Genomic DNA, 18,169 nt, shown 5'->3' with positions numbered 1-18,169 from the left:
AGAAAAGTATTACACTTAAGTGTATGAAGGAGGTGCTTTTTATTTGGAACGTTCTATTAAATTAAGAAGTGAAAAGGTAAGTAAATTGCTGCTTGAGTTTTCTATACCAGCTATAGTTGGTATGCTAGTGAATTCATTATATATCGTAGTAGATAGAATGTTTATAGGAAGAGTTGTAGGGGCTATGGCCATATCTGGAGTGAGTTTGACCTTTCCCATAGCAATTATAGTGATGGCTTTTGGTATGTTGGTAGGTATAGGAGCCGCCGCCAGAATATCTATAAAACTTGGGCAAGATAATAAGCAAGAGGCAGAACATATATTGGGCAATGCATTAATACTTCTTATTATAGTGTCTATTATAGTAACTATATCAGGCCTTATATTGGTAAATCCTATGCTTAGAGCCTTTGGAGCAAGTAATAATACCATAGGTTATGCCCGAGAATTTATTACTATAATACTGTGGGGTTCTATATTTCAAATAATAGGATTTGGACTTAATAATGTAATAAGATCAGAAGGAAATCCTAAAAAAGCCATGACCACAATGCTTATAGGAGGAATAACAAATATAGTATTAGATTTTCTATTTATATATATATTTCATTTTGGGATAAAAGGAGCTGCCTTTGCTACTATTATCGCTCAATGCATAAATATGATATGGGTGTTATACTATTTTTTGAAGGGAAATAGTATGCTTAAGATAAGAAAAGAAAATTTAATATTGAAATGGAAAACAGTTATAAGTATATTTTCCATAGGCATGTCTCCTTTTGCCATGCAGCTTGCAGCCAGCGTTGTAAATATAGTATTAAACAGGAGCCTTGGAATATATGGAGGCGATCTAGCCATAGGAGCCATGGGAATAATAAATGGAATAGCCACTGTAATTCTTATGCCTATATTTGGAATTAACCAGGGAGCTCAGCCGGTGATTGGGTTCAATTACGGAGCAGAGTTATATCCTCGTGTGAAGAGGTCATTAAAGTTGGCTATTATAGCAGCTACTGTAATATCTACTGCAGGAGCACTATGTGCTCATATTTTTCCAAATGTTTTAGTAGCATTCTTTAACAAATCAGATATTAATTTAACCAATATAACGGTAAATGGAATGAAGATATATATGTTATTGTTTCCTATAGTAGGCTTTCAGGTAGTAAGTGCTAATTTTTTCCAAGCTATAGCAAAGGCAAAGATTTCTATGTTTCTAGCACTTTCAAGACAGGTAATAGTGCTTATTCCAATGCTTTTTTTATTACCCCATATTTTTGGGCTTAATGGTGTATGGGCGGCAGCACCTGTATCCGATGGAGTAGCTTCCATACTGACAGTAATATTTTTAGTGGTTCAAATCAAAAAACTGAATTCTAAAGATAAAATAGATGCATCTGGTAATAATGTATCTCTAGGAGAGATATAAATATTTTAAAAGAGAGGAGGGATATGATTTTATGAAATGCTATGACTCTACTATACTTGGTGAAGCTTATGAAAAATTAATGAATAAGTCTGAAAGAAAAGAAAGGGGAAGTTTTTATACCCCTTATTTTATAGTAGAATATATAGTGGAAAATACTCTATCAAATTTGGATGTTAAATTAAATCCTTTTGTAAAAATATTGGATCCCTCCTGTGGTAGTGGCTATTTTTTATTAAAAATATATGATATTTTAATGGAGAAATTCAATGAAAATTTAGAAAGTATACAATATAATTTTAAGGATGAAAGTTATATTGTTGAAACCCAAAGTGGATTGAAAAATATATGTGGGTTAGAATACTGGCAGTATTCTAACCTAAGCTATCATATACTTAAAGAATGTATATATGGGGCTGATTTAGATAGTAAAGCTGTAGAGCTTACCAAAATAAATTTATGCAGAAGGAGTGGAATTAATTTTGATTTTAAAAATAATATTATATGTTGTAACAGCCTGATAAAGTGGGAGAAAGAACATAAGGAACATGGATTTGAACATATAAGTAAGTTTTGGGCACGAAAATATGACTATGTATTAGGAAATCCTCCATGGGTTTCTTTAAGCAGAAAGCATAAAAAGGACATAGAGGAGAATTTAAAAGAGTACTATAGTAAAAATTATGAGGGCAATACATATTTGCCTAATTTATACGAATATTTTATAAAAAGATCCATGGAAATTTTAAAAGTTGGTGGAAGATTTGGATTTATAATTCCAGATAGATTGGCCAGCAATCTTCAATATAAGGATTTTAGAAAAAGGTTACTTAAAGAATATAATATAATAAATATTGTATTTGAAGTAAAATTTCCAGAAATAAATACAGATACCATGATTATAATAGCTGAAAATAGATATAGTAAGCACAATAAAATAAAAGTGGATGTATATAAAAAAGGCGTGTACAATGTAGAACAAGATGAATATACAAAAAATTCAAATTGCCAATTTTTTTATTATCGTGATAGTAAAAGTTTACATATAAAAAATTCCATTGATAAAAACAGCCTATTACTTGGTCAGATATGCAAAACTTTTACAGGATTTATAGGATATAAGGAAAGAATAAGTTCTTCTAGGGCAAGTGAAAATCAAACTGAAATATTAAAGGGTGAAAATATAAAAAAATTTAGTATATTAAATAATTATTACTATGATTTTATTCCCTGCAACATAAAAGGGGGAACCAGTGATATAAAGAAGCTTACAACTAAAAATAAAATAGTTATAAGAAAAACTGGAAAGCATTTAATAGCGGCCTTAGATACAAAAGGCTGTATAATAGAACAGTCTTTATATGGTATAATATGCTTGGATGAAAGGTTTTCTCCTTATTATATTCTAGGGTTATTAAATTCAAAATTAATCCAGTGGTATTATCTAAATTTTTTAATAACTAATGCCAACTCTACCCCCCAAATCAAAAAATTTAGTTTGGATAGAATACCTGTAAGCAATTTTAGTGCTGGATACACAAGAAATATAGAGAAATTGGTGAGTAAATTAGTTCACCAAAAAAAGCAAGATGATATGCTTGAAAAAAAGTTAAATGAGATAATATTTGAGTTATATAGTATTAATTATAATTATAGAAGTATTATATTGAAAGATATAGAAAATATGATGGGATTAAAAAAGGAAGGAGACAATGTATGATTGCTTTAATTGGTATTATAATGATAATTTTAACTTTGTGCCTTGTATTATCAGTAATAGGAGTTATAGTGCTGCCAGTCATAGGAATAGTAATGGCTATAGCTTTATTTGTGGCACTAATTGGTGTGGCTCTTAAAGTAATGTTCTCACTTCCCTTTTTAATAGTAATTGTAATATTGTATATTTTATATACTGTAAAAAAGTAGACAGGCTACAGACTGAATTTATCATAACTATGAATTAAAATATATTGTTAACTTTTTTAAAACATAAATGTTGACTTATTACGTATATAATGATAAGATAATTACGTAAATTTACTAAATTTTTCGATAAATCATTCGTATAATCTTGATAATATGGTTCAAGAGTATCTACCAAGGCACCAAAAATCCTTGACTATGAGTGAATCACGGGAAAGTAATATTTTTTGTTATTTTCTAATTTGGATTGCCCGTAATTCATTTTAGAAATTTTTTTATTTTTGGAGGTATTAATATGAATGTTGAAGAAAGCAAGCTGGACTCATTTTTTAAGTTAACAGAAAATAATACCAGTATAAAGACAGAAATTATAGCAGGAGTTACCACTTTTATAACTATGGCCTATATAATTTTTGTAAATCCAAGCATACTTATGCAATCCGGAATGAATTCTCTTGGACTTATGGGAGATGCGGCTGTAAAAGCTGGCATATCTGTAAGTAATGATCCTTTAGTGGCTTCTATATTTGCCGCCACTTGTATAGCTGCGGCAATAGGGACTCTTGTTATGGCATTCTATGCAAATCTTCCTTTTGCACAGGCACCAGGAATGGGGTTAAATGCATTTTTTACTTATAGTGTTTGTTTAGGTATGGGGTATACATGGCAGCAAGCTCTGGCAGCAGTTTTTATTTCGGGAGTAATTTTTATAATAATTACTGTAACCTCTATAAGAGAAAAAATTGTTGATGCCATCCCACGAAATTTAAAATTTGCCATATCAGGTGGTATTGGACTCTTTATAGCCTTGATAGGTCTTAAGAATTCAGGTATCATAATACCGGATGCGGCTACATTGGTTGCTTTTGGGAAATTGACTAGTCCTGGAGTACTGCTTTCTATTATAGGTATTCTAATTACAGCCATACTTATGGCAAGGAACATTAAAGGCTCAATATTGATTGGGATAATTTTAACGGCGATAATTGGCATACCTTTTGGAATAACCCATATTTCAGGTGTAAATATAATAAGTGCTCCACCTTCACTTGCACCTACATTTTTAGCTTTTGATTTTAAGGGTCTCTTTAGTATGAAAGCAGGAATAATAGGAGCAATTACCAGTATACTTACAGTAATTATTACATTTACTTTAGTTGATTTATTTGATGCAATAGGAACTCTAGTTGGAACGGCTGAAAAAGCAGGTATGGTTGATGAAAATGGAAAATTCAAGAATATGCATAAAGCTCTTTTTTCAGATTCAATAGCAACTACTGTTGGTTCAATGCTGGGAACCAGTACTGTTACTACATATGTAGAATCTGCATCAGGAATATCTACAGGGGGTAGAACAGGACTTACTTCTTGTACTGTAGGGATTCTATTTATACTGTCATTGTTTTTTTCAGGATTAGTCGGAATAGTTCCAACACAAGCTACAGCTCCAGCACTTATAATTGTAGGAGTGCTTATGATGGGAGCGGTTACAAAAATAGACTTTAATGATTTTTCAGAAGCACTTCCAGCCTTTTTTGCTATAGCATTTATGCCATTTAGTTACAGTATAGCAAATGGTATAGCAGCAGCAGTTATATTTTATCCAATAGTTAAGATTGCTACAGGAAAATACAAAGAAGTTCATCCTATAATATATGTACTTGCGATATTATTTATATTTAGATTTGCCATGTTGGCATAAAGTCCATATTAAATCTACTTGAACTTACATATTGATATTTTAATTAAAAAATTTTGAGTAAATATAGGGTAAAGCTCGTTGAAAACTAATAGTTTTCAACGAGTTGTTTTTATCTAATGCTAAAATTTAACTAGTTATTAATAGATTGTTAAATTGTATTGGATTGAAATTATATCTTCAATAATTTATGATATTAAAGAGGATAATTTTAGGTGGTTTTTAATATGAAAAAAAGCGTTAAATTTATATTATATTTTGTAATTATTGTATTTGTAGTTACTTTAATAACAGAAGTTCAGGTAATTTATTTTGGGAAAAATGCAAAACCGAAAAAATCAGATTGTATAATTGTTCTAGGATGTAAAGTTTATGGCAGCACTCCAAGTCCTTTTCTTATGTGGAGATTAAACAGAAGTCTTGAGCTTTATCGTAAAGGTTATGGAGATTATATTATTGTTTCTGGAGGAAAAGGTCCAGGAGAAAACATATCAGAAGCCAAAGCGATGAAGAATTATCTTGTTTATAAAGGAGCGGATTCATCAAAAGTAATAATGGAAGATAAATCTGTATCTACTATGGAGAATTTATCAAATTCTAAAAAGGTAATGGTGGATAAAGGTTTTAAAACTGCAGTAATAGTATCCAATAAATATCATTTAAAAAGAGCATCTTTAATGGCTGAAAGTCAGGGTATAGATGGAAGTTATTCTGGAGTATTTGTATATCCGTATAAGAACAGAGAAATTACAGGGTATATCAGGGAAATACCTGCTGTTTGGAAATATCATTTTTATCAGATTTTTAGAATATATTAATATGGTAAAAAATATGCCTCATAGCTTAGCCATGAGGTATGAATTTTAATTTATATTAATCTACAAAACTATTCCAGTAATTTGAATAATCAAGAACCATTGAATCTACGTTGGCATTTTTTACATTATAGTAATCAGCTAGTCCCTTTATAAAATCTTCTGCTGGTATTCCAGATTTGGATATTAAATCTGTTACCTGTTTCTTTAAATCTTCAGGTATGTCAGAAAGACAGTAAGTAGTATTCATTTTAATAAATCCTCCTCTATAATATAAGTATTTAGTAAAACACATATTATAATTTTAAATATTATATAACTTATATTTCGATTTAAGTATACCACTTTTCCCATTAGAATTCAATATAGAGTAGGCTAATACCAAAATGTTTATCCGAAGGCTAGAATTAGCTGCACCCCCATCTTCTTCAAAGTGGGGGGATAAGCCTAACGCCCCTGGATAAGTCCTTCCCCTAAAGGATAACGTATTCTAAAGAGTTCTGAAAAAATTTAAGATACATTCTGCTATTAACTTATGTCCTATTGCTGTGGGGTGTATGCCATCTATAAATAGAGAGCTGTTATCCGTTGTTTTTAATTGTTCAAGAAAGCAAGTATAAAGATCTATGTAATAAATATTATCTTCGGTGCAAAAGTCCAATATCCAATTTCTATAATGAACCAGTAAATTATTTACTTTATCATAATCTACAGTTCCGTCCCATTTTTTTTCAGCCAGTGTTTTATCTATAATAGGTTCTGTACCTATAATGGGGATTATCCCTGCATTTAAAGATTCTTTTATTATTTCAGTTAAATTATCTGTTACAAGTTTTAGACGTCTGCCAGCCATAAAATCATTGGATCCTCCAAGTATAATTACATGAGTTGGATAATTTTTAACCACATCTCTATAGGAACGGGATAACATTCCCGGCATGGTATCTCCATTTATTCCTTTGTTTAAAACTTCAATTTTTAGTAGGTCTCTTATAAGAGATACCCAACAATCCTCTTTAAAAACGCCGTATCCAGAAGTTAAACTATCCCCTAAACATACTAATTTCATTGCAAATATTTTTCCTCCTTGTAATAAAATTTTTTAATTTCAATATTATTATAGTAATGTTCGTAATGGTATGAACATTATTGCTGTAAAATGTAATACAATTTCAAAATATACGAATGTTGAATTGAAAGTTAGGTCTAATATATTGAACTATATAATTTCATATGTTAATATAATTATATCATAAATAAATAAAGTATCCATATAATCCTAATAATGTGGTTTAGGAGTTTCTACAGGAAGCCGTAAATTTCCCGTCTATGGATGAATTCCTTTAAAGCTTGATATTTTTTGTTGAGTTTTAAATTGGTTTGTCGATTTTAAGGTTTCATATAGATTCAAGATTATGAGTTTATGAAATCTTTTTTATATTTATGAAATATTTTAGGTTGAGATATGGGAAAATAAATAACAGATTAATTATTTATCATTGAAACCTATAAAACTTTAAGGAGGATTCAGATGAAAGTTGCAATTATATTTGGCAGTAGTTCTGATATAGAAAAAATGAAGGGTGCTGCTGAAGCCTTGAAAGAATTTAATATCGAATATGAGGCTTTTATTTTGTCGGCACATAGGGTGCCTGAAAAACTTTTACAGACTATAGAAAAATTGGAAAGGGAAAACTGTGAATGTATTATTGCTGGTGCTGGACTTGCAGCCCACCTTCCAGGAGTTATAGCATCTAAAACTGTTATTCCTGTTATAGGAGTTCCACTGAATGCAGCACTTTCTGGGCTTGATTCTCTCTTTTCAATAGTTCAGATGCCAAAATCCATACCTGTAGCTACGGTTGGAATAAATAACAGTTATAATGGAGGTATGCTGGCAGTACAAATCTTAGCACTTAAGTATCCTGAAATTAAAGAAAAATTGGTTGAGTATAGAAAAAATATGAAACAAAAATTTATAATGGAAAATGGAAAAGGGGTTGAGTTGTAAAGATGAAAAAAGGAGAAATGATTTATCAGGGAAAGGCAAAAAAAGTGTATGAAACAGATGATAAGGATAAAGTTATAATTTATTATAAAGATGATGCTACAGCTTTCAATGGTGAAAAAAAGGGACAGATTTCTGATAAAGGAATACTTAACAATAACATTACTTCCAGTTTATTTGAGTTGTTGGAAAAAAATAATATACCAACCCATTTTGAGAAAAAGCTAAATGATAGAGAACAGCTCTGTAAAAAAGTAGATATAATACCACTTGAGGTAATAGTAAGAAATGTGGCTGCAGGAAGTATGGCAAAAAGACTTGGTCTTGAAGAAGGAACACCTCTTAAAACCACTGTGTTCGAATTAAGTTATAAAGATGATAGCCTGGGAGATCCTATTATAAATGATTATCATGCAGTTGCAATAGGAATTGCCACCTGGGATGAACTTAAAACCATATATGGCATGACAGCTTCTATAAATGATATACTTGAGTTGTTTTTTAGAAAATTAGGTATAAAACTTATAGATTTCAAACTAGAATTTGGAAAATTTAAAGATAAGATAATACTTGCAGATGAGATATCTCCAGATACCTGCAGATTATGGGATGCAGTAACCAATGAGAAATTGGATAAGGATAGATTCAGACGTGATATGGGAAATGTAAAGGAAGCTTATGAAGAAATACTAAGAAGAATAAGTGACAACTAATTTCATTCTACTATTTATGGTAAAAAGGAGAGAAATTTTAATGAGTGGTTTAAATGAGCAATTTAATCAATGCTCCTATATTGACATGGAAGAGGATAAATTTAAGGATGAGTGTGGAGTATTTGGGGTGTTTTCTAAAAATAATATAGACGTAGCATCTTTAACTTATTATGGTCTTTATGCCCTTCAACATAGAGGACAGGAAAGTGCAGGAATTGTAGTTTCAGATGGGAGTGAATTAAAGTATCATAAGGAAATGGGATTGGTTTCTGATGTATTTCATAGGGAATTATTACAGGGCTTAAAAGGCAAAAGTGCTATAGGACATGTGAGATATTCCACGGCAGGATCTAGTACTTTAAATAATGCACAACCTCTTATAGTACAGTATAAATTAGGTTCTATTGCTATAGCACATAATGGAAATCTAGTAAATGCAGACATTATAAGGGATCTTTTGGAGGAGGCAGGATATACATTTCAAACCTCTGTGGATTCAGAAATTATTTTAAGCCTTATTGCAAGGGGATCAAAAAAAGATATAGGAACTGCAGTAGTAGATGCAGTACAGGCGGTTAAGGGTTCCTATGCCATTGTAATTTTAACAGAAAATGAACTTATAGGAGTAAGAGATCCAAATGGAATAAGGCCACTTTGTATGGGAGAATTTAATGGAGATTACATATTCTGTTCTGAAAGTTGTGCCCTGGATTCCATAGGTGCTAATTTTATAAGGGATGTAGAGCCTGGAGAAATTGTTATAATAAATAAAGAGGGAATTAAATCCATAAATTTTGCAGAAAAGACAAAATGTGAAACCTGTTCTTTTGAATATATATATTTTGCAAGACCTGATAGCACTATAGATGGAATAAATGTATATACATCAAGATTAAAAGCTGGAAGAATACTTTACAGGGAAAATCCAGTAGAAGCAGATGTGGTAATTGGAGTTCCCGACTCTGGTATACCTGCTGCTATAGGATATTCAGAAGAATCAGGAATACCATATGGTATAGGATTTATAAAAAATAAATATGTGGGAAGAACTTTTATCTCTCCTTCCAAGGAACTTAGGTCTAAAGCAGTGGCTGTGAAACTCAATCCCCTTAAAGTAAATGTAGAAGGTAAACGAGTGGTAATTGTAGATGATTCAATAGTTAGAGGTACTACCAGTAAAAAGCTTGTGGAAATATTGAGAAGAGCAGGAGCTACAGAAGTGCATTTTAGAGTTTCTTCCCCTGTAGTTAAATATCCCTGTTATTTTGGTATTGATACTCCTTACAGGAATGAACTTATAGGTTCCAATGCTGAATTAGAAGAAATAAGGGAAGAAATAGGAGCAGATAGTTTAGGATATATAAGCATAGATGGAACTTTAGAAGCTCTGGAGTATAGTGATAATGAAAATAAAGGGTATTGTCTTGGATGTTTTAGCGGGGTATATCCTATATCAGCCCCTATGGAAAAAAATAAAAATTATTTAGAGTAAAGGAAGGTATACTATGATAACATATAAGGATTCTGGTGTAAATATTGAAGAAGGGTATAAGTCTGTAAAGCTTATGAAGGAATATTCCACGCAGACTTTTATTCCGGGAGTTTTAAATGGACTTGGTAGTTTTGCTGGTATGTTTGAACTGGGTAAGTACAAAAATCCGGTACTTGTATCTGGAACAGATGGAGTTGGAACAAAGCTTAAAATAGCTTTTGAAATGAAAATATATGATACTGTAGGAATAGATTGCGTTGCCATGTGTGTTAATGATATTTTATGCCATGGTGCAAAACCACTGTTTTTCCTGGACTATTTGGCTTGTTCTAATTTAGAAGCAGAAGTAGCAGCAGAACTAGTTAAAGGAATATCAAGAGGATGCATGGATGCAGGCTGTGCACTAATTGGGGGAGAGACAGCTGAGATGCCGGGTTTTTACTCCAAAGGAGAATATGACATGGCAGGATTTGCCGTGGGAGTTGTGGAAAAAGACAGCATAATAAATGGTAGTACTGTAGAAGAAGGAGATGTATTGGTTGGGATAGCTTCAAGTGGAGTACACAGTAATGGATACTCTCTTGTTAGAAGGCTCATAGATAATCTAAAGGTAGATTTTTTTGGAAGCACTTTAGGTGAAATACTTTTAACTCCTACAAAGATATATGTAAAGCCAGTTTTAAAGCTTTTGGAGAAATTTAAAATCAAAGCTATGGCTCATATAACAGGAGGAGGTTTTTATGAGAATATACCCAGAATGTTTAAAGATGATTTTACAGCGGTTATAGATAAAAATAGTTTTGAGGTACCTGAGATATTTAAATATATAATGGATTTAGGTGTGGATGAAGAACATATGTACAATACTTACAATATGGGTATAGGTTTTGTACTTTGTGTAGATAGCAAAGATGCTCCAAATATAATAAAGGATTTGAATGAAATGGGGGAAAAAGCCTATATTATTGGGCATGTGAAAAGAAGGGAAAAAAGGGTATGTTTAAAATAGCAGTTTTAGCTTCCGGGGGAGGTACTGACTTTCAGTCCATAATAGATGCTGTCCATAGTGGGTATTTAAAAAATTGCATTATAGATATCTTAATAAGTGACAGGCCGGGAGTATATGTTCTGGAAAGGGCTAAAAAAAATAATATTGAATATCACGTATTGAATAGAAAAATTTATAAATCTAATATTTCCGATGAAATACTGAAACTTTTACATAATAGGGTTCAATTAATAGTGTGTGCAGGCTGGCTTTCTATACTAAAAGGTGATTTGATTTCACAATTTCAAAACAGAATGATTAATATACATCCTTCACTTATACCCTCCTTTTGTGGAGATGGAATGTATGGCATAAAAGTTCATGAAAAAGTACTGGAACATGGAGTTAAAATATCAGGGTGTACCGTACATTTTGTAGATGAAGGTACAGATAGCGGACCTATAATATTTCAAAAGGCAGTACCTGTATATTTTGAAGACACTCCAGAGGAGCTTCAACAAAGGGTGCTAAAAGAGGAGCATAAGGCTCTTCCAAAGGTGATTAAGCTGATTTCTGAAAATAAGGTAATAGTGGAAGGAAAAAGAGTAAAAATTTTATAAATAAAATAATTGGAGGCTTAAATATGATAAATCGTGCATTGATAAGTGTTTATAATAAAGAAGGTTTATTGGAGTTGGCACAATTTTTAAGAAACAAAGGAGTGGAGTTAATATCTACAGGGGGAACTTATAGGTATTTGGAAGAAAATAATATACAGGTTACAGAAGTGTCAAAGATTACAGGTTTTGATGAGATATTAGATGGCAGGGTAAAGACCCTTCATCCTGCTATACATTCAGGCATACTGGCTAAGAGAGACAATAAAGAACACATGGATACCATAGCTAAGAAGGGTATTCTTCCCATAGATATGGTAGTAGTAAACTTGTATCCTTTTTTTGACAAAGTAGATGACAATATTACCTTTGAAGAAAAAGTGGAATTTATAGATATAGGCGGGCCTACCATGATAAGGGCTGCTGCTAAAAATTTTAAGGACGTAATAGTAGTTACAGATGTAGGAGACTACTCAAAATTAATTGAAGAAATGGATTCAAAGGGAGATGTACCCTATGATTTTAGAAAAAAATTGGCGGGAAAGGTGTTTAATCTAATGTCTGCTTATGACGGGGCTATAAGCAACTTTCTGCTGGAAGAAGATTATCCTGAGTATTTAAGTCTTTCTTATAAAAAGATGGATAATTTAAGATATGGAGAAAATCCACATCAAAGTGCCGCTTACTATACTGCTACAGCAGGAACTGCCCCTATGAAAGATTTTACCCAGCTAAACGGTAAACAACTTTCTTATAATAACATAAAAGATATGGATATAGCATGGAAGGTAGTAAATGAATTTGAAGAAATATGCTGTGTGGCAGTTAAGCACAATACTCCTTGCGGTGTGGCTCTTGGAAAAGACTTATATGAGGCCTATGTTAAGACCTATGAATGTGATCCAACTTCAATTTATGGGGGGATTATAGCTGTAAATAGAAAAGTGGATGTAAAAACTGCAGAGGAAATATCAAAAATTTTTGTTGAAATAGTTATTGCACCGGATTTTGATGAAGAAGCTTTAAAGGTATTAACAAAAAAGAAAAATTTGAGAATAATTAAATGTAGTGTAAAACCAACTAATAGTATGGAATTAGCCAAGGTGGACGGAGGAATACTTGTACAGTCTGCCGATGACAAGCTCCTAGAAGATATGAAAGTAGTTACTGATAAGGAACCTTCCAAAGAGGAAATAGATAATTTAATATTTGGAATGAAAGTATGTAAATATGTAAAATCAAATGCCATTGTAGTAGTTAAGGATTTTATGGCTAAAGGTATTGGTGGGGGTCAGGTAAATAGAATATGGCCTACTTGTCATGCACTGGACAGGGCAGGAGATGGAGTAGTTTTAGCATCTGATGCATTTTTCCCATTTAATGATGTAGTTTGTGAAGCTGCAAAATATGGCATAAAGGCAATAATTCAACCGGGAGGTTCTGTAAGAGATAAGGATTCCATAGAAGAATGCAATAAAAATGAAATATCAATGATATTTACAGGAATAAGGCATTTTAAACACTAAATTGTAAATCGTGAATTGTGAATTGAAAAAAGGGGTGTATACAGTGAAAGTACTTGTAATTGGTTCAGGAGGACGGGAACATGCTATTTGCTGGAAAATAGCACAGAATCCTAAAGTAGATAAAATATTTTGTGCTTCCGGAAATGGTGGAATTCAGGCAGAGAGTAAATGCACTAACATAGATATAACAGATATAGATGAACTTGTAAATTTTGTATTAGAATCAAAAATAGATTTAACTGTAGTGGGCCCGGAGAATCCACTTATAGAAGGTATAGTAGACAAATTTAGAAGCAGAGGATTGAATATTTTTGGACCTACTTCAAAGGCTGCAATGCTTGAGGGAAGTAAAATTTATTCTAAAGATTTCATGAAAAAATATGGAATTAAAACTGCAAAATATGGTGTATTCAATGATAAAGATGAGGCACTAAAATATATCAGGGAGTGTGAATATCCAGTAGTTATAAAGGCAGATGGATTGGCAGCGGGAAAAGGTGTATCCATATGTAAAAATTATAAAGAAGCTCAGTTTACAATAGAGGACTTTATGGTGAAAGATATATTTAAAGGGGCAGGAAAAAATATAGTTATTGAAGAGTTTTTAGAGGGAGTGGAAGCTTCCATACTTACAATAACAGATGGAAAGAGTATTATCCCATTTATGTCTGCAAAAGATCATAAACAAATTTATGATGGAGGCAAGGGACCAAATACAGGAGGTATGGGAGCCATATCGCCGAATCCTTATTGCAGCAAAAAGGTATTAAAGGATTTTAAGGAAAGTATAATGAATCCTACATTAAAAGGAATACAGCAAGAAAACCTGGATTATATAGGCATAATTTTTTTTGGAATAATGATAACTAAAAAAGGAATTTATCTTCTGGAATACAACGTAAGAATGGGAGATCCTGAAACTCAGGCAGTACTTCCTCTAATGAAAAGTGATCTAGTAGAGCTTATACAGGCTTCACTTGAAGGAAAACTTGATAAGTTTGATTTACAGTGGAAGAAGGGTGCCTGCTGCTCGGTAGTAGCTGCATCTAAAGGCTATCCAGGAAAATATAATACTGGTTTTAGCATAGAAGGTATGGAAAAGTCAAATAATATTTTTGCAGCAGGAGTTAAAATGAAAAATGGAGAGTTTATAACATCAGGAGGAAGAGTTTTATCCGCCTATGGATTGGGAAATGATTTAAATGAAGCAATTGAATCAGCTTATAACAGTTTGAAGGGAATAAATTTTGAAGGAATGTATTTTAGAACTGATATAGGGCGATAATTTAGATAAATAGTTAATCACTCTGTTTTTATAAGGGGTGATTAGCTTTTTTATTTAGACCTCTAAATTATTAGGGAAAGTTTATAAATATTATGTTACAAATTTACTCATGATACCTTTTTCGGTAGAAATAATTTAAAAATAATAGTAAAATAGTACCTATATTATATGGAGGTATAACTTTTATGAGTAATTTAGAAAATAGGCGTAGAAAGAAAAGAAAGAAGAAGAAAAAAAGTGTTTTTAAGTCACTTATTTTATTTCTAATATATGAATTAATAGTATTTATTATTGCAGGTCCTATATTGGTATTTTATGGACCTTTTAAGAATGTAAAAAGTCAGATAGTAGGTACGGCTATGGCAACTCTCAGCCATCAGTATATAGCTACCATTTTTTTGTCTGATGATGAAATAACAAAAATACTCAATCAGGGTAAAAGTGGCGAAACCACCAGTGCAGAAAAGGAAAATCCTGATAATGTAAATATAAGTCATGTAGGTGATAATGATATTAAAAGGTATGATATAACAAATAATAGAAAATTTGATGGGTACATTCTTGAAATAAATGATCCAAAGAGGATAAAGGTGGGATATACAAGTAAATTAAAAGAAGTAGGGGAGAGAACCAGTGAAATAGCAGAGCGTAATGGAGCCGTAGCTGCCATAAATGGAGGAGGATTCTCAGATAAAACCACCAGCGGTAAGATGTGGGTGGGAACAGGAGCTTATCCCGAGGGAATTATAATATCTGGAGGAAAACTTATATATAGTGATGTTGACTATTCCGATAAGATAAATGTTACAGCTTTTACTTCAGATGGCAGGCTTATAGTTGGGGATCATACCCTGCAGGAACTTTTAGATGAAAATGTACAGGAGGCAATTTCTTTCAGAAATTCACTAATAATAAATGGAAAGACTGTAGCTGTAGAAAATGAGGGCTTAAATCCCAGAACAGCTATAGGCCAAAAAGCAGATGGAACTATAGTAATGTTGGTTGTAGATGGGAGAAAAGGATTCAAAACCGGTGCCTCTTTGAAAGAAATACAAAACATACTCTTACAGCAGGGGGTAGTTAATGCCGGCAATTTAGATGGAGGTTCCTCTACTACTATGTATTTTAATGGGGAAGTAATAAACGACCCTTGTGATTGGAATGGGGAGAGAACCGTGGCTACGGTATTATATGTAAAGCCTTAGAGGAGAGTGTGATATATGAAAAAACTTAAGAGAATAATGATGTGGACTTTAATTCCAATAATTATAGAGATGGCAGCTCTTTTATTTATGGATAAATTTTATTTTAATGATGAATTAAATTTTAATATAAAAAAAGTAGATGTATCTTCAAAGAAGGAACCCAACAAAATTAATGTAAAAATCCCGGAGGATGCAAAAGATATAAAGATTTCTCATAGTGGAGAGTATATATCCTACTATAATGGTGAATCTTTAATTGTAGTTGATACATCAAATAATGATAAAAAAGAAGTAACTTTAGCTGATGGCAATGAATTGTCATATTATACCTGGTTTTTGGATACCAATAATATTCTTATAGCAGAAAAGTCCATTGAAGGAGGAGATAGTTATTTAAAATTTGAATCCTATAATCCGAAGAAAGATGCTACCTATACTTTAAAAAATGAAGAGAGCAATGAAGAATTATCTATACTGCTTCCAGATGAAGAGTATGAAGTTAAATATATAGCCTTTTCCGGGGCGAGTAATGTGACTTACGTAAGTTCGGGGAGAGAAGGGGCAAGAAGTAGAATATACAGAGTAAATATTATGAATCAAATGAACCTGGTTAATTTTGTAAACTGTGAACTTGGAAATATAAAAGCTGTAAATACAAAAAATGGTGATGAGCTAATCTATGAGGACAGAACCTATAACAGGATAAGAACGGGGAAAGGTGGAGTAATAGCTACAGGAGAAAATGCAATGCACTATCTATTAAACACGGATAAAGAAAATAATGTTTATATAGGAAATGGAGACAATAATAAGATAAATAAAATATTTGTAACAAATCTCCAATCTACTGGTACCAACTGGAAGATCCATGCATTGTCAGAATATATTGATAAGAATAATATACATATTACAAGATATGGTAAAATATACATAGATGATCCTGTCAATAGCCAGGTGAAAGAGATTACTACAGGTGAGGTTACAAAATATTCGGGAAATCTAATAGCTGTATATGATTATGGAGTAATCAGTGAAAGTGACAACAAAATAAGAAGTAGTTTATTTCAGTCAGATACCTTAAAATAATATAGTTTACCATCTTCTATGGAGTAATCTATAAGTTTATTATTGTACAAATAGTTTATAAAGGCGCATATACCTGCAAAATTTAAGTGGTATTGATGAAAATCCAGGGATAATTCATTTAGTATAGTGATATTTTCAAGTATGTCCTCCCGGGTTAATGGCTGTTCTAAAAGATCTAATATTTCATCTTTGTATTTGTATATATTTGTAATATTAGCCTGGGCTAAATTGATTATTTCTTCTTTAGTTAGTATTTTTTCAGAATGACTTATTACAAAATAATCTGCCTCCAATTCTTTTATAGTATTTAGAGAGGTCAGGCTATCTTCTATATTATATAAGTAGGGAAAAGAATATTTATCTAATATTTCACTGCTAAATATGGAATCTCCAAGAAAACAAACTTTTTCTGGGGTAACTATGGCTATATGTTCTTTAGAATGTCCAGGCAGTGAAATTATATTGAATTTTTCATCATTCAATTTATTAATACCATAATCTAAAATAAAATCTACATCTATGGGTTTACTGCTTTTATTAAATGCTTTTGAAGGATGGCAGCATGAAAGTATGGAAGAAAAAAGATCTGGATTTTCCATAAATATCTTTTCACCTTTTGAAGTATATACCAGGCAGCCAGGATAATTTTTTTTGAAATATAGATTGCCGCCGCAGTGATCCATGTGACTGTGAGTATTTATTATATATTTGGGATGAAGATTATTTTCAAGAAGTAAAGTTTCTATTTTTTTAGCGTCTCCGTTATTTATGCCGGTGTCTATAATCAAGCAATTTTTATTCTTAAAAATGAATATTCCACAGTTGGTGGGAGCATCTATATAATAAGTACTGCCTTTTATTTTATTTAAATTCATTTTGTGACACTTCCTTGTATTGTTGATAAGATTAATATATATTTAATCATATCATATTCTATTATGTAATCAAGATGACTATATAGGGATTTTGAAATTTTAATGCTGCCATGATATAATTTTTAAAGAAGTTTTTACTGACAATGAAAATTTATGTGGAGGTATTTGGTATGGAGTCAGCTATGACAAATTTATTAACCCTTTTAGGCTTTATGGGTGTTATTCAGGGACTAGGAATGAAATACAGCAAAGCAGTGAGAAAAAAATTTAGATTGGATGCGGAAGGTGTAGATAAAAAATATGTAAATTTCAAAGTGAATTTTCTTATTGTATTGGGCACTGTAATATTAATAGTTCAATTTGTTTCATACTATTATTCACCAGTGGGAGATAATCTGGAGATACTATTATCGGCATTTTTACTTTTAGCTATTACTGTAGATTTTATGTATAAAAAGTCCAGAATCAAGAAAAATCAAAATAAAGAAAAGAAATAAGTTTAAAATAATAC

The 18,169-nt window shown here is 31.7% G+C and carries 18 protein-coding genes and 2 riboswitches; of the genes, 15 read left to right on the top strand and 3 right to left on the bottom strand.

The features are described 5' to 3' along the window. Positions 1 to 43 precede the first annotated feature (43 nt). The 5 genes from AB3K27_RS14800 (at position 44) to AB3K27_RS14780 (ending at position 5,866) form a co-directional block, all read left to right on the top strand. Positions 44 to 1,429, top strand: coding sequence for an MATE family efflux transporter (locus AB3K27_RS14800; protein WP_368488170.1), 1,386 nt, complete (start codon positions 44 to 46; stop codon positions 1,427 to 1,429). Between the two features lie 31 nt (positions 1,430 to 1,460). After that, a complete protein-coding gene (locus AB3K27_RS14795) occupies positions 1,461 to 3,146 on the top strand; it encodes a TaqI-like C-terminal specificity domain-containing protein (protein WP_368488169.1) in 1,686 nt (561 codons plus the stop codon). Continuing rightward, positions 3,143 to 3,352 carry a hypothetical protein gene (locus tag AB3K27_RS14790; protein ID WP_368488168.1) on the top strand — a complete coding sequence of 70 codons (210 nt, stop codon included), beginning with the start codon at positions 3,143 to 3,145 and terminating at the stop codon, positions 3,350 to 3,352. The genes AB3K27_RS14795 and AB3K27_RS14790 overlap by 4 nt, the downstream gene beginning before the upstream one ends. 115 nt (positions 3,353 to 3,467) lie before the next feature. Next, positions 3,468 to 3,568, top strand: a riboswitch (purine riboswitch). Positions 3,569 to 3,644: 76 nt separating this feature from the next. After that, on the top strand, positions 3,645 to 5,051 hold the full coding sequence (locus AB3K27_RS14785; RefSeq protein ID WP_368488167.1) for an NCS2 family permease: 1,407 nt from the start codon (positions 3,645 to 3,647) through the stop codon (positions 5,049 to 5,051). 224 nt (positions 5,052 to 5,275) lie between these two features. Further along, positions 5,276 to 5,866, top strand: a complete 591-nt coding sequence (locus AB3K27_RS14780; protein ID WP_368488166.1) for a YdcF family protein — start codon at positions 5,276 to 5,278, stop codon at positions 5,864 to 5,866. Between the two features lie 55 nt (positions 5,867 to 5,921). Here AB3K27_RS14780 and AB3K27_RS14775 read toward each other — a convergent pair whose 3' ends face one another. Both AB3K27_RS14775 and AB3K27_RS14770 read right to left on the bottom strand, forming a co-directional pair. Next, a complete protein-coding gene (locus AB3K27_RS14775) occupies positions 5,922 to 6,113 on the bottom strand; it encodes a hydrolase (RefSeq protein WP_368488165.1) in 192 nt (63 codons plus the stop codon). A 240-nt stretch (positions 6,114 to 6,353) separates the two neighbouring features. Next, the gene (locus AB3K27_RS14770; RefSeq protein ID WP_368488164.1) at positions 6,354 to 6,932 is read right to left on the bottom strand and encodes a GDSL-type esterase/lipase family protein; all 579 of its coding nucleotides are present in this window, start codon (positions 6,930 to 6,932) and stop codon (positions 6,354 to 6,356) included. A 180-nt stretch (positions 6,933 to 7,112) separates the two neighbouring features. After that, positions 7,113 to 7,213, top strand: a riboswitch (purine riboswitch). Positions 7,214 to 7,394: 181 nt separating this feature from the next. Between AB3K27_RS14770 and purE the strand changes: the two genes are divergently transcribed. The 9 genes from purE (at position 7,395) to AB3K27_RS14725 (ending at position 16,783) form a co-directional block, all read left to right on the top strand. Continuing rightward, positions 7,395 to 7,874, top strand: coding sequence for a 5-(carboxyamino)imidazole ribonucleotide mutase (gene purE, locus AB3K27_RS14765; protein WP_368488163.1), 480 nt, complete (start codon positions 7,395 to 7,397; stop codon positions 7,872 to 7,874). A 2-nt stretch (positions 7,875 to 7,876) separates the two neighbouring features. After that, complete coding sequence (gene purC / locus AB3K27_RS14760; protein WP_368488162.1) at positions 7,877 to 8,584, top strand: phosphoribosylaminoimidazolesuccinocarboxamide synthase; 708 nt, start codon at positions 7,877 to 7,879, stop codon at positions 8,582 to 8,584. Between the two features lie 40 nt (positions 8,585 to 8,624). After that, positions 8,625 to 10,076 carry an amidophosphoribosyltransferase gene (gene purF / locus AB3K27_RS14755; RefSeq protein ID WP_368488161.1) on the top strand — a complete coding sequence of 484 codons (1,452 nt, stop codon included), beginning with the start codon at positions 8,625 to 8,627 and terminating at the stop codon, positions 10,074 to 10,076. Positions 10,077 to 10,089: 13 nt separating this feature from the next. Beyond that, on the top strand, positions 10,090 to 11,085 hold the full coding sequence (purM, locus tag AB3K27_RS14750) for a phosphoribosylformylglycinamidine cyclo-ligase (RefSeq protein ID WP_368488160.1): 996 nt from the start codon (positions 10,090 to 10,092) through the stop codon (positions 11,083 to 11,085). After that, on the top strand, positions 11,073 to 11,684 hold the full coding sequence (gene purN, locus AB3K27_RS14745) for a phosphoribosylglycinamide formyltransferase (RefSeq protein WP_368488159.1): 612 nt from the start codon (positions 11,073 to 11,075) through the stop codon (positions 11,682 to 11,684). The genes purM and purN overlap by 13 nt, the downstream gene beginning before the upstream one ends. A 23-nt stretch (positions 11,685 to 11,707) precedes the next feature. Next, positions 11,708 to 13,207: a bifunctional phosphoribosylaminoimidazolecarboxamide formyltransferase/IMP cyclohydrolase gene (purH, locus tag AB3K27_RS14740; protein WP_368488158.1), complete on the top strand. Its 1,500-nt coding sequence runs from the start codon at positions 11,708 to 11,710 to the stop codon at positions 13,205 to 13,207. Positions 13,208 to 13,250: 43 nt separating this feature from the next. After that, positions 13,251 to 14,492 (top strand): phosphoribosylamine--glycine ligase, encoded by a 1,242-nt coding sequence (purD, locus tag AB3K27_RS14735; protein WP_368488157.1) that lies wholly within the window; start codon positions 13,251 to 13,253, stop codon positions 14,490 to 14,492. A 185-nt stretch (positions 14,493 to 14,677) separates the two neighbouring features. Further along, positions 14,678 to 15,697 carry a phosphodiester glycosidase family protein gene (locus AB3K27_RS14730; protein ID WP_368488156.1) on the top strand — a complete coding sequence of 340 codons (1,020 nt, stop codon included), beginning with the start codon at positions 14,678 to 14,680 and terminating at the stop codon, positions 15,695 to 15,697. 15 nt (positions 15,698 to 15,712) lie between these two features. Then, the gene (locus AB3K27_RS14725; protein WP_368488155.1) at positions 15,713 to 16,783 is read left to right on the top strand and encodes a hypothetical protein; all 1,071 of its coding nucleotides are present in this window, start codon (positions 15,713 to 15,715) and stop codon (positions 16,781 to 16,783) included. Here the strand turns inward: AB3K27_RS14725 and AB3K27_RS14720 are convergent. Then, the gene (locus AB3K27_RS14720; protein ID WP_368488154.1) at positions 16,762 to 17,658 is read right to left on the bottom strand and encodes an MBL fold metallo-hydrolase; all 897 of its coding nucleotides are present in this window, start codon (positions 17,656 to 17,658) and stop codon (positions 16,762 to 16,764) included. The genes AB3K27_RS14725 and AB3K27_RS14720 overlap by 22 nt on opposite strands. 170 nt (positions 17,659 to 17,828) lie before the next feature. Between AB3K27_RS14720 and AB3K27_RS14715 the strand changes: the two genes are divergently transcribed. Beyond that, a complete protein-coding gene (locus AB3K27_RS14715; RefSeq protein ID WP_368488153.1) occupies positions 17,829 to 18,155 on the top strand; it encodes a hypothetical protein in 327 nt (108 codons plus the stop codon). Positions 18,156 to 18,169 lie beyond the last annotated feature (14 nt).

This window comes from Clostridium sp. BJN0013, from assembly GCF_040939125.1.
Taxonomy (GTDB): Bacteria; Bacillota; Clostridia; order Clostridiales; family Clostridiaceae; genus Clostridium_B.
Note: the sequence above shows the minus strand (reverse complement) of the source record. Positions and strands in the feature narration are given on the sequence as shown.

Excerpts from the sequence above, each read along its gene's own strand:
- purE (WP_368488163.1), top strand. The coding sequence starts at position 7,395 with ATGAAAGTTGCAATTATATTTGGCAGTAGTTCTGATATAGAAAAAATG.
- AB3K27_RS14775 (WP_368488165.1), bottom strand. The coding sequence starts at position 6,113 with ATGAATACTACTTACTGTCTTTCTGACATACCTGAAGATTTAAAGAAA.
- purH (WP_368488158.1), top strand. The coding sequence starts at position 11,708 with ATGATAAATCGTGCATTGATAAGTGTTTATAATAAAGAAGGTTTATTG.
- AB3K27_RS14730 (WP_368488156.1), top strand. The coding sequence starts at position 14,678 with ATGAGTAATTTAGAAAATAGGCGTAGAAAGAAAAGAAAGAAGAAGAAA.
- purF (WP_368488161.1), top strand. The coding sequence starts at position 8,625 with ATGAGTGGTTTAAATGAGCAATTTAATCAATGCTCCTATATTGACATG.
- AB3K27_RS14790 (WP_368488168.1), top strand. The coding sequence starts at position 3,143 with ATGATTGCTTTAATTGGTATTATAATGATAATTTTAACTTTGTGCCTT.
- purN (WP_368488159.1), top strand. The coding sequence starts at position 11,073 with ATGTTTAAAATAGCAGTTTTAGCTTCCGGGGGAGGTACTGACTTTCAG.
- purC (WP_368488162.1), top strand. The coding sequence starts at position 7,877 with ATGAAAAAAGGAGAAATGATTTATCAGGGAAAGGCAAAAAAAGTGTAT.
- AB3K27_RS14785 (WP_368488167.1), top strand. The coding sequence starts at position 3,645 with ATGAATGTTGAAGAAAGCAAGCTGGACTCATTTTTTAAGTTAACAGAA.
- AB3K27_RS14770 (WP_368488164.1), bottom strand. The coding sequence starts at position 6,932 with ATGAAATTAGTATGTTTAGGGGATAGTTTAACTTCTGGATACGGCGTT.
- AB3K27_RS14725 (WP_368488155.1), top strand. The coding sequence starts at position 15,713 with ATGAAAAAACTTAAGAGAATAATGATGTGGACTTTAATTCCAATAATT.
- AB3K27_RS14780 (WP_368488166.1), top strand. The coding sequence starts at position 5,276 with ATGAAAAAAAGCGTTAAATTTATATTATATTTTGTAATTATTGTATTT.
- AB3K27_RS14795 (WP_368488169.1), top strand. The coding sequence starts at position 1,461 with ATGAAATGCTATGACTCTACTATACTTGGTGAAGCTTATGAAAAATTA.
- purM (WP_368488160.1), top strand. The coding sequence starts at position 10,090 with ATGATAACATATAAGGATTCTGGTGTAAATATTGAAGAAGGGTATAAG.
- AB3K27_RS14720 (WP_368488154.1), bottom strand. The coding sequence starts at position 17,658 with ATGAATTTAAATAAAATAAAAGGCAGTACTTATTATATAGATGCTCCC.
- AB3K27_RS14715 (WP_368488153.1), top strand. The coding sequence starts at position 17,829 with ATGGAGTCAGCTATGACAAATTTATTAACCCTTTTAGGCTTTATGGGT.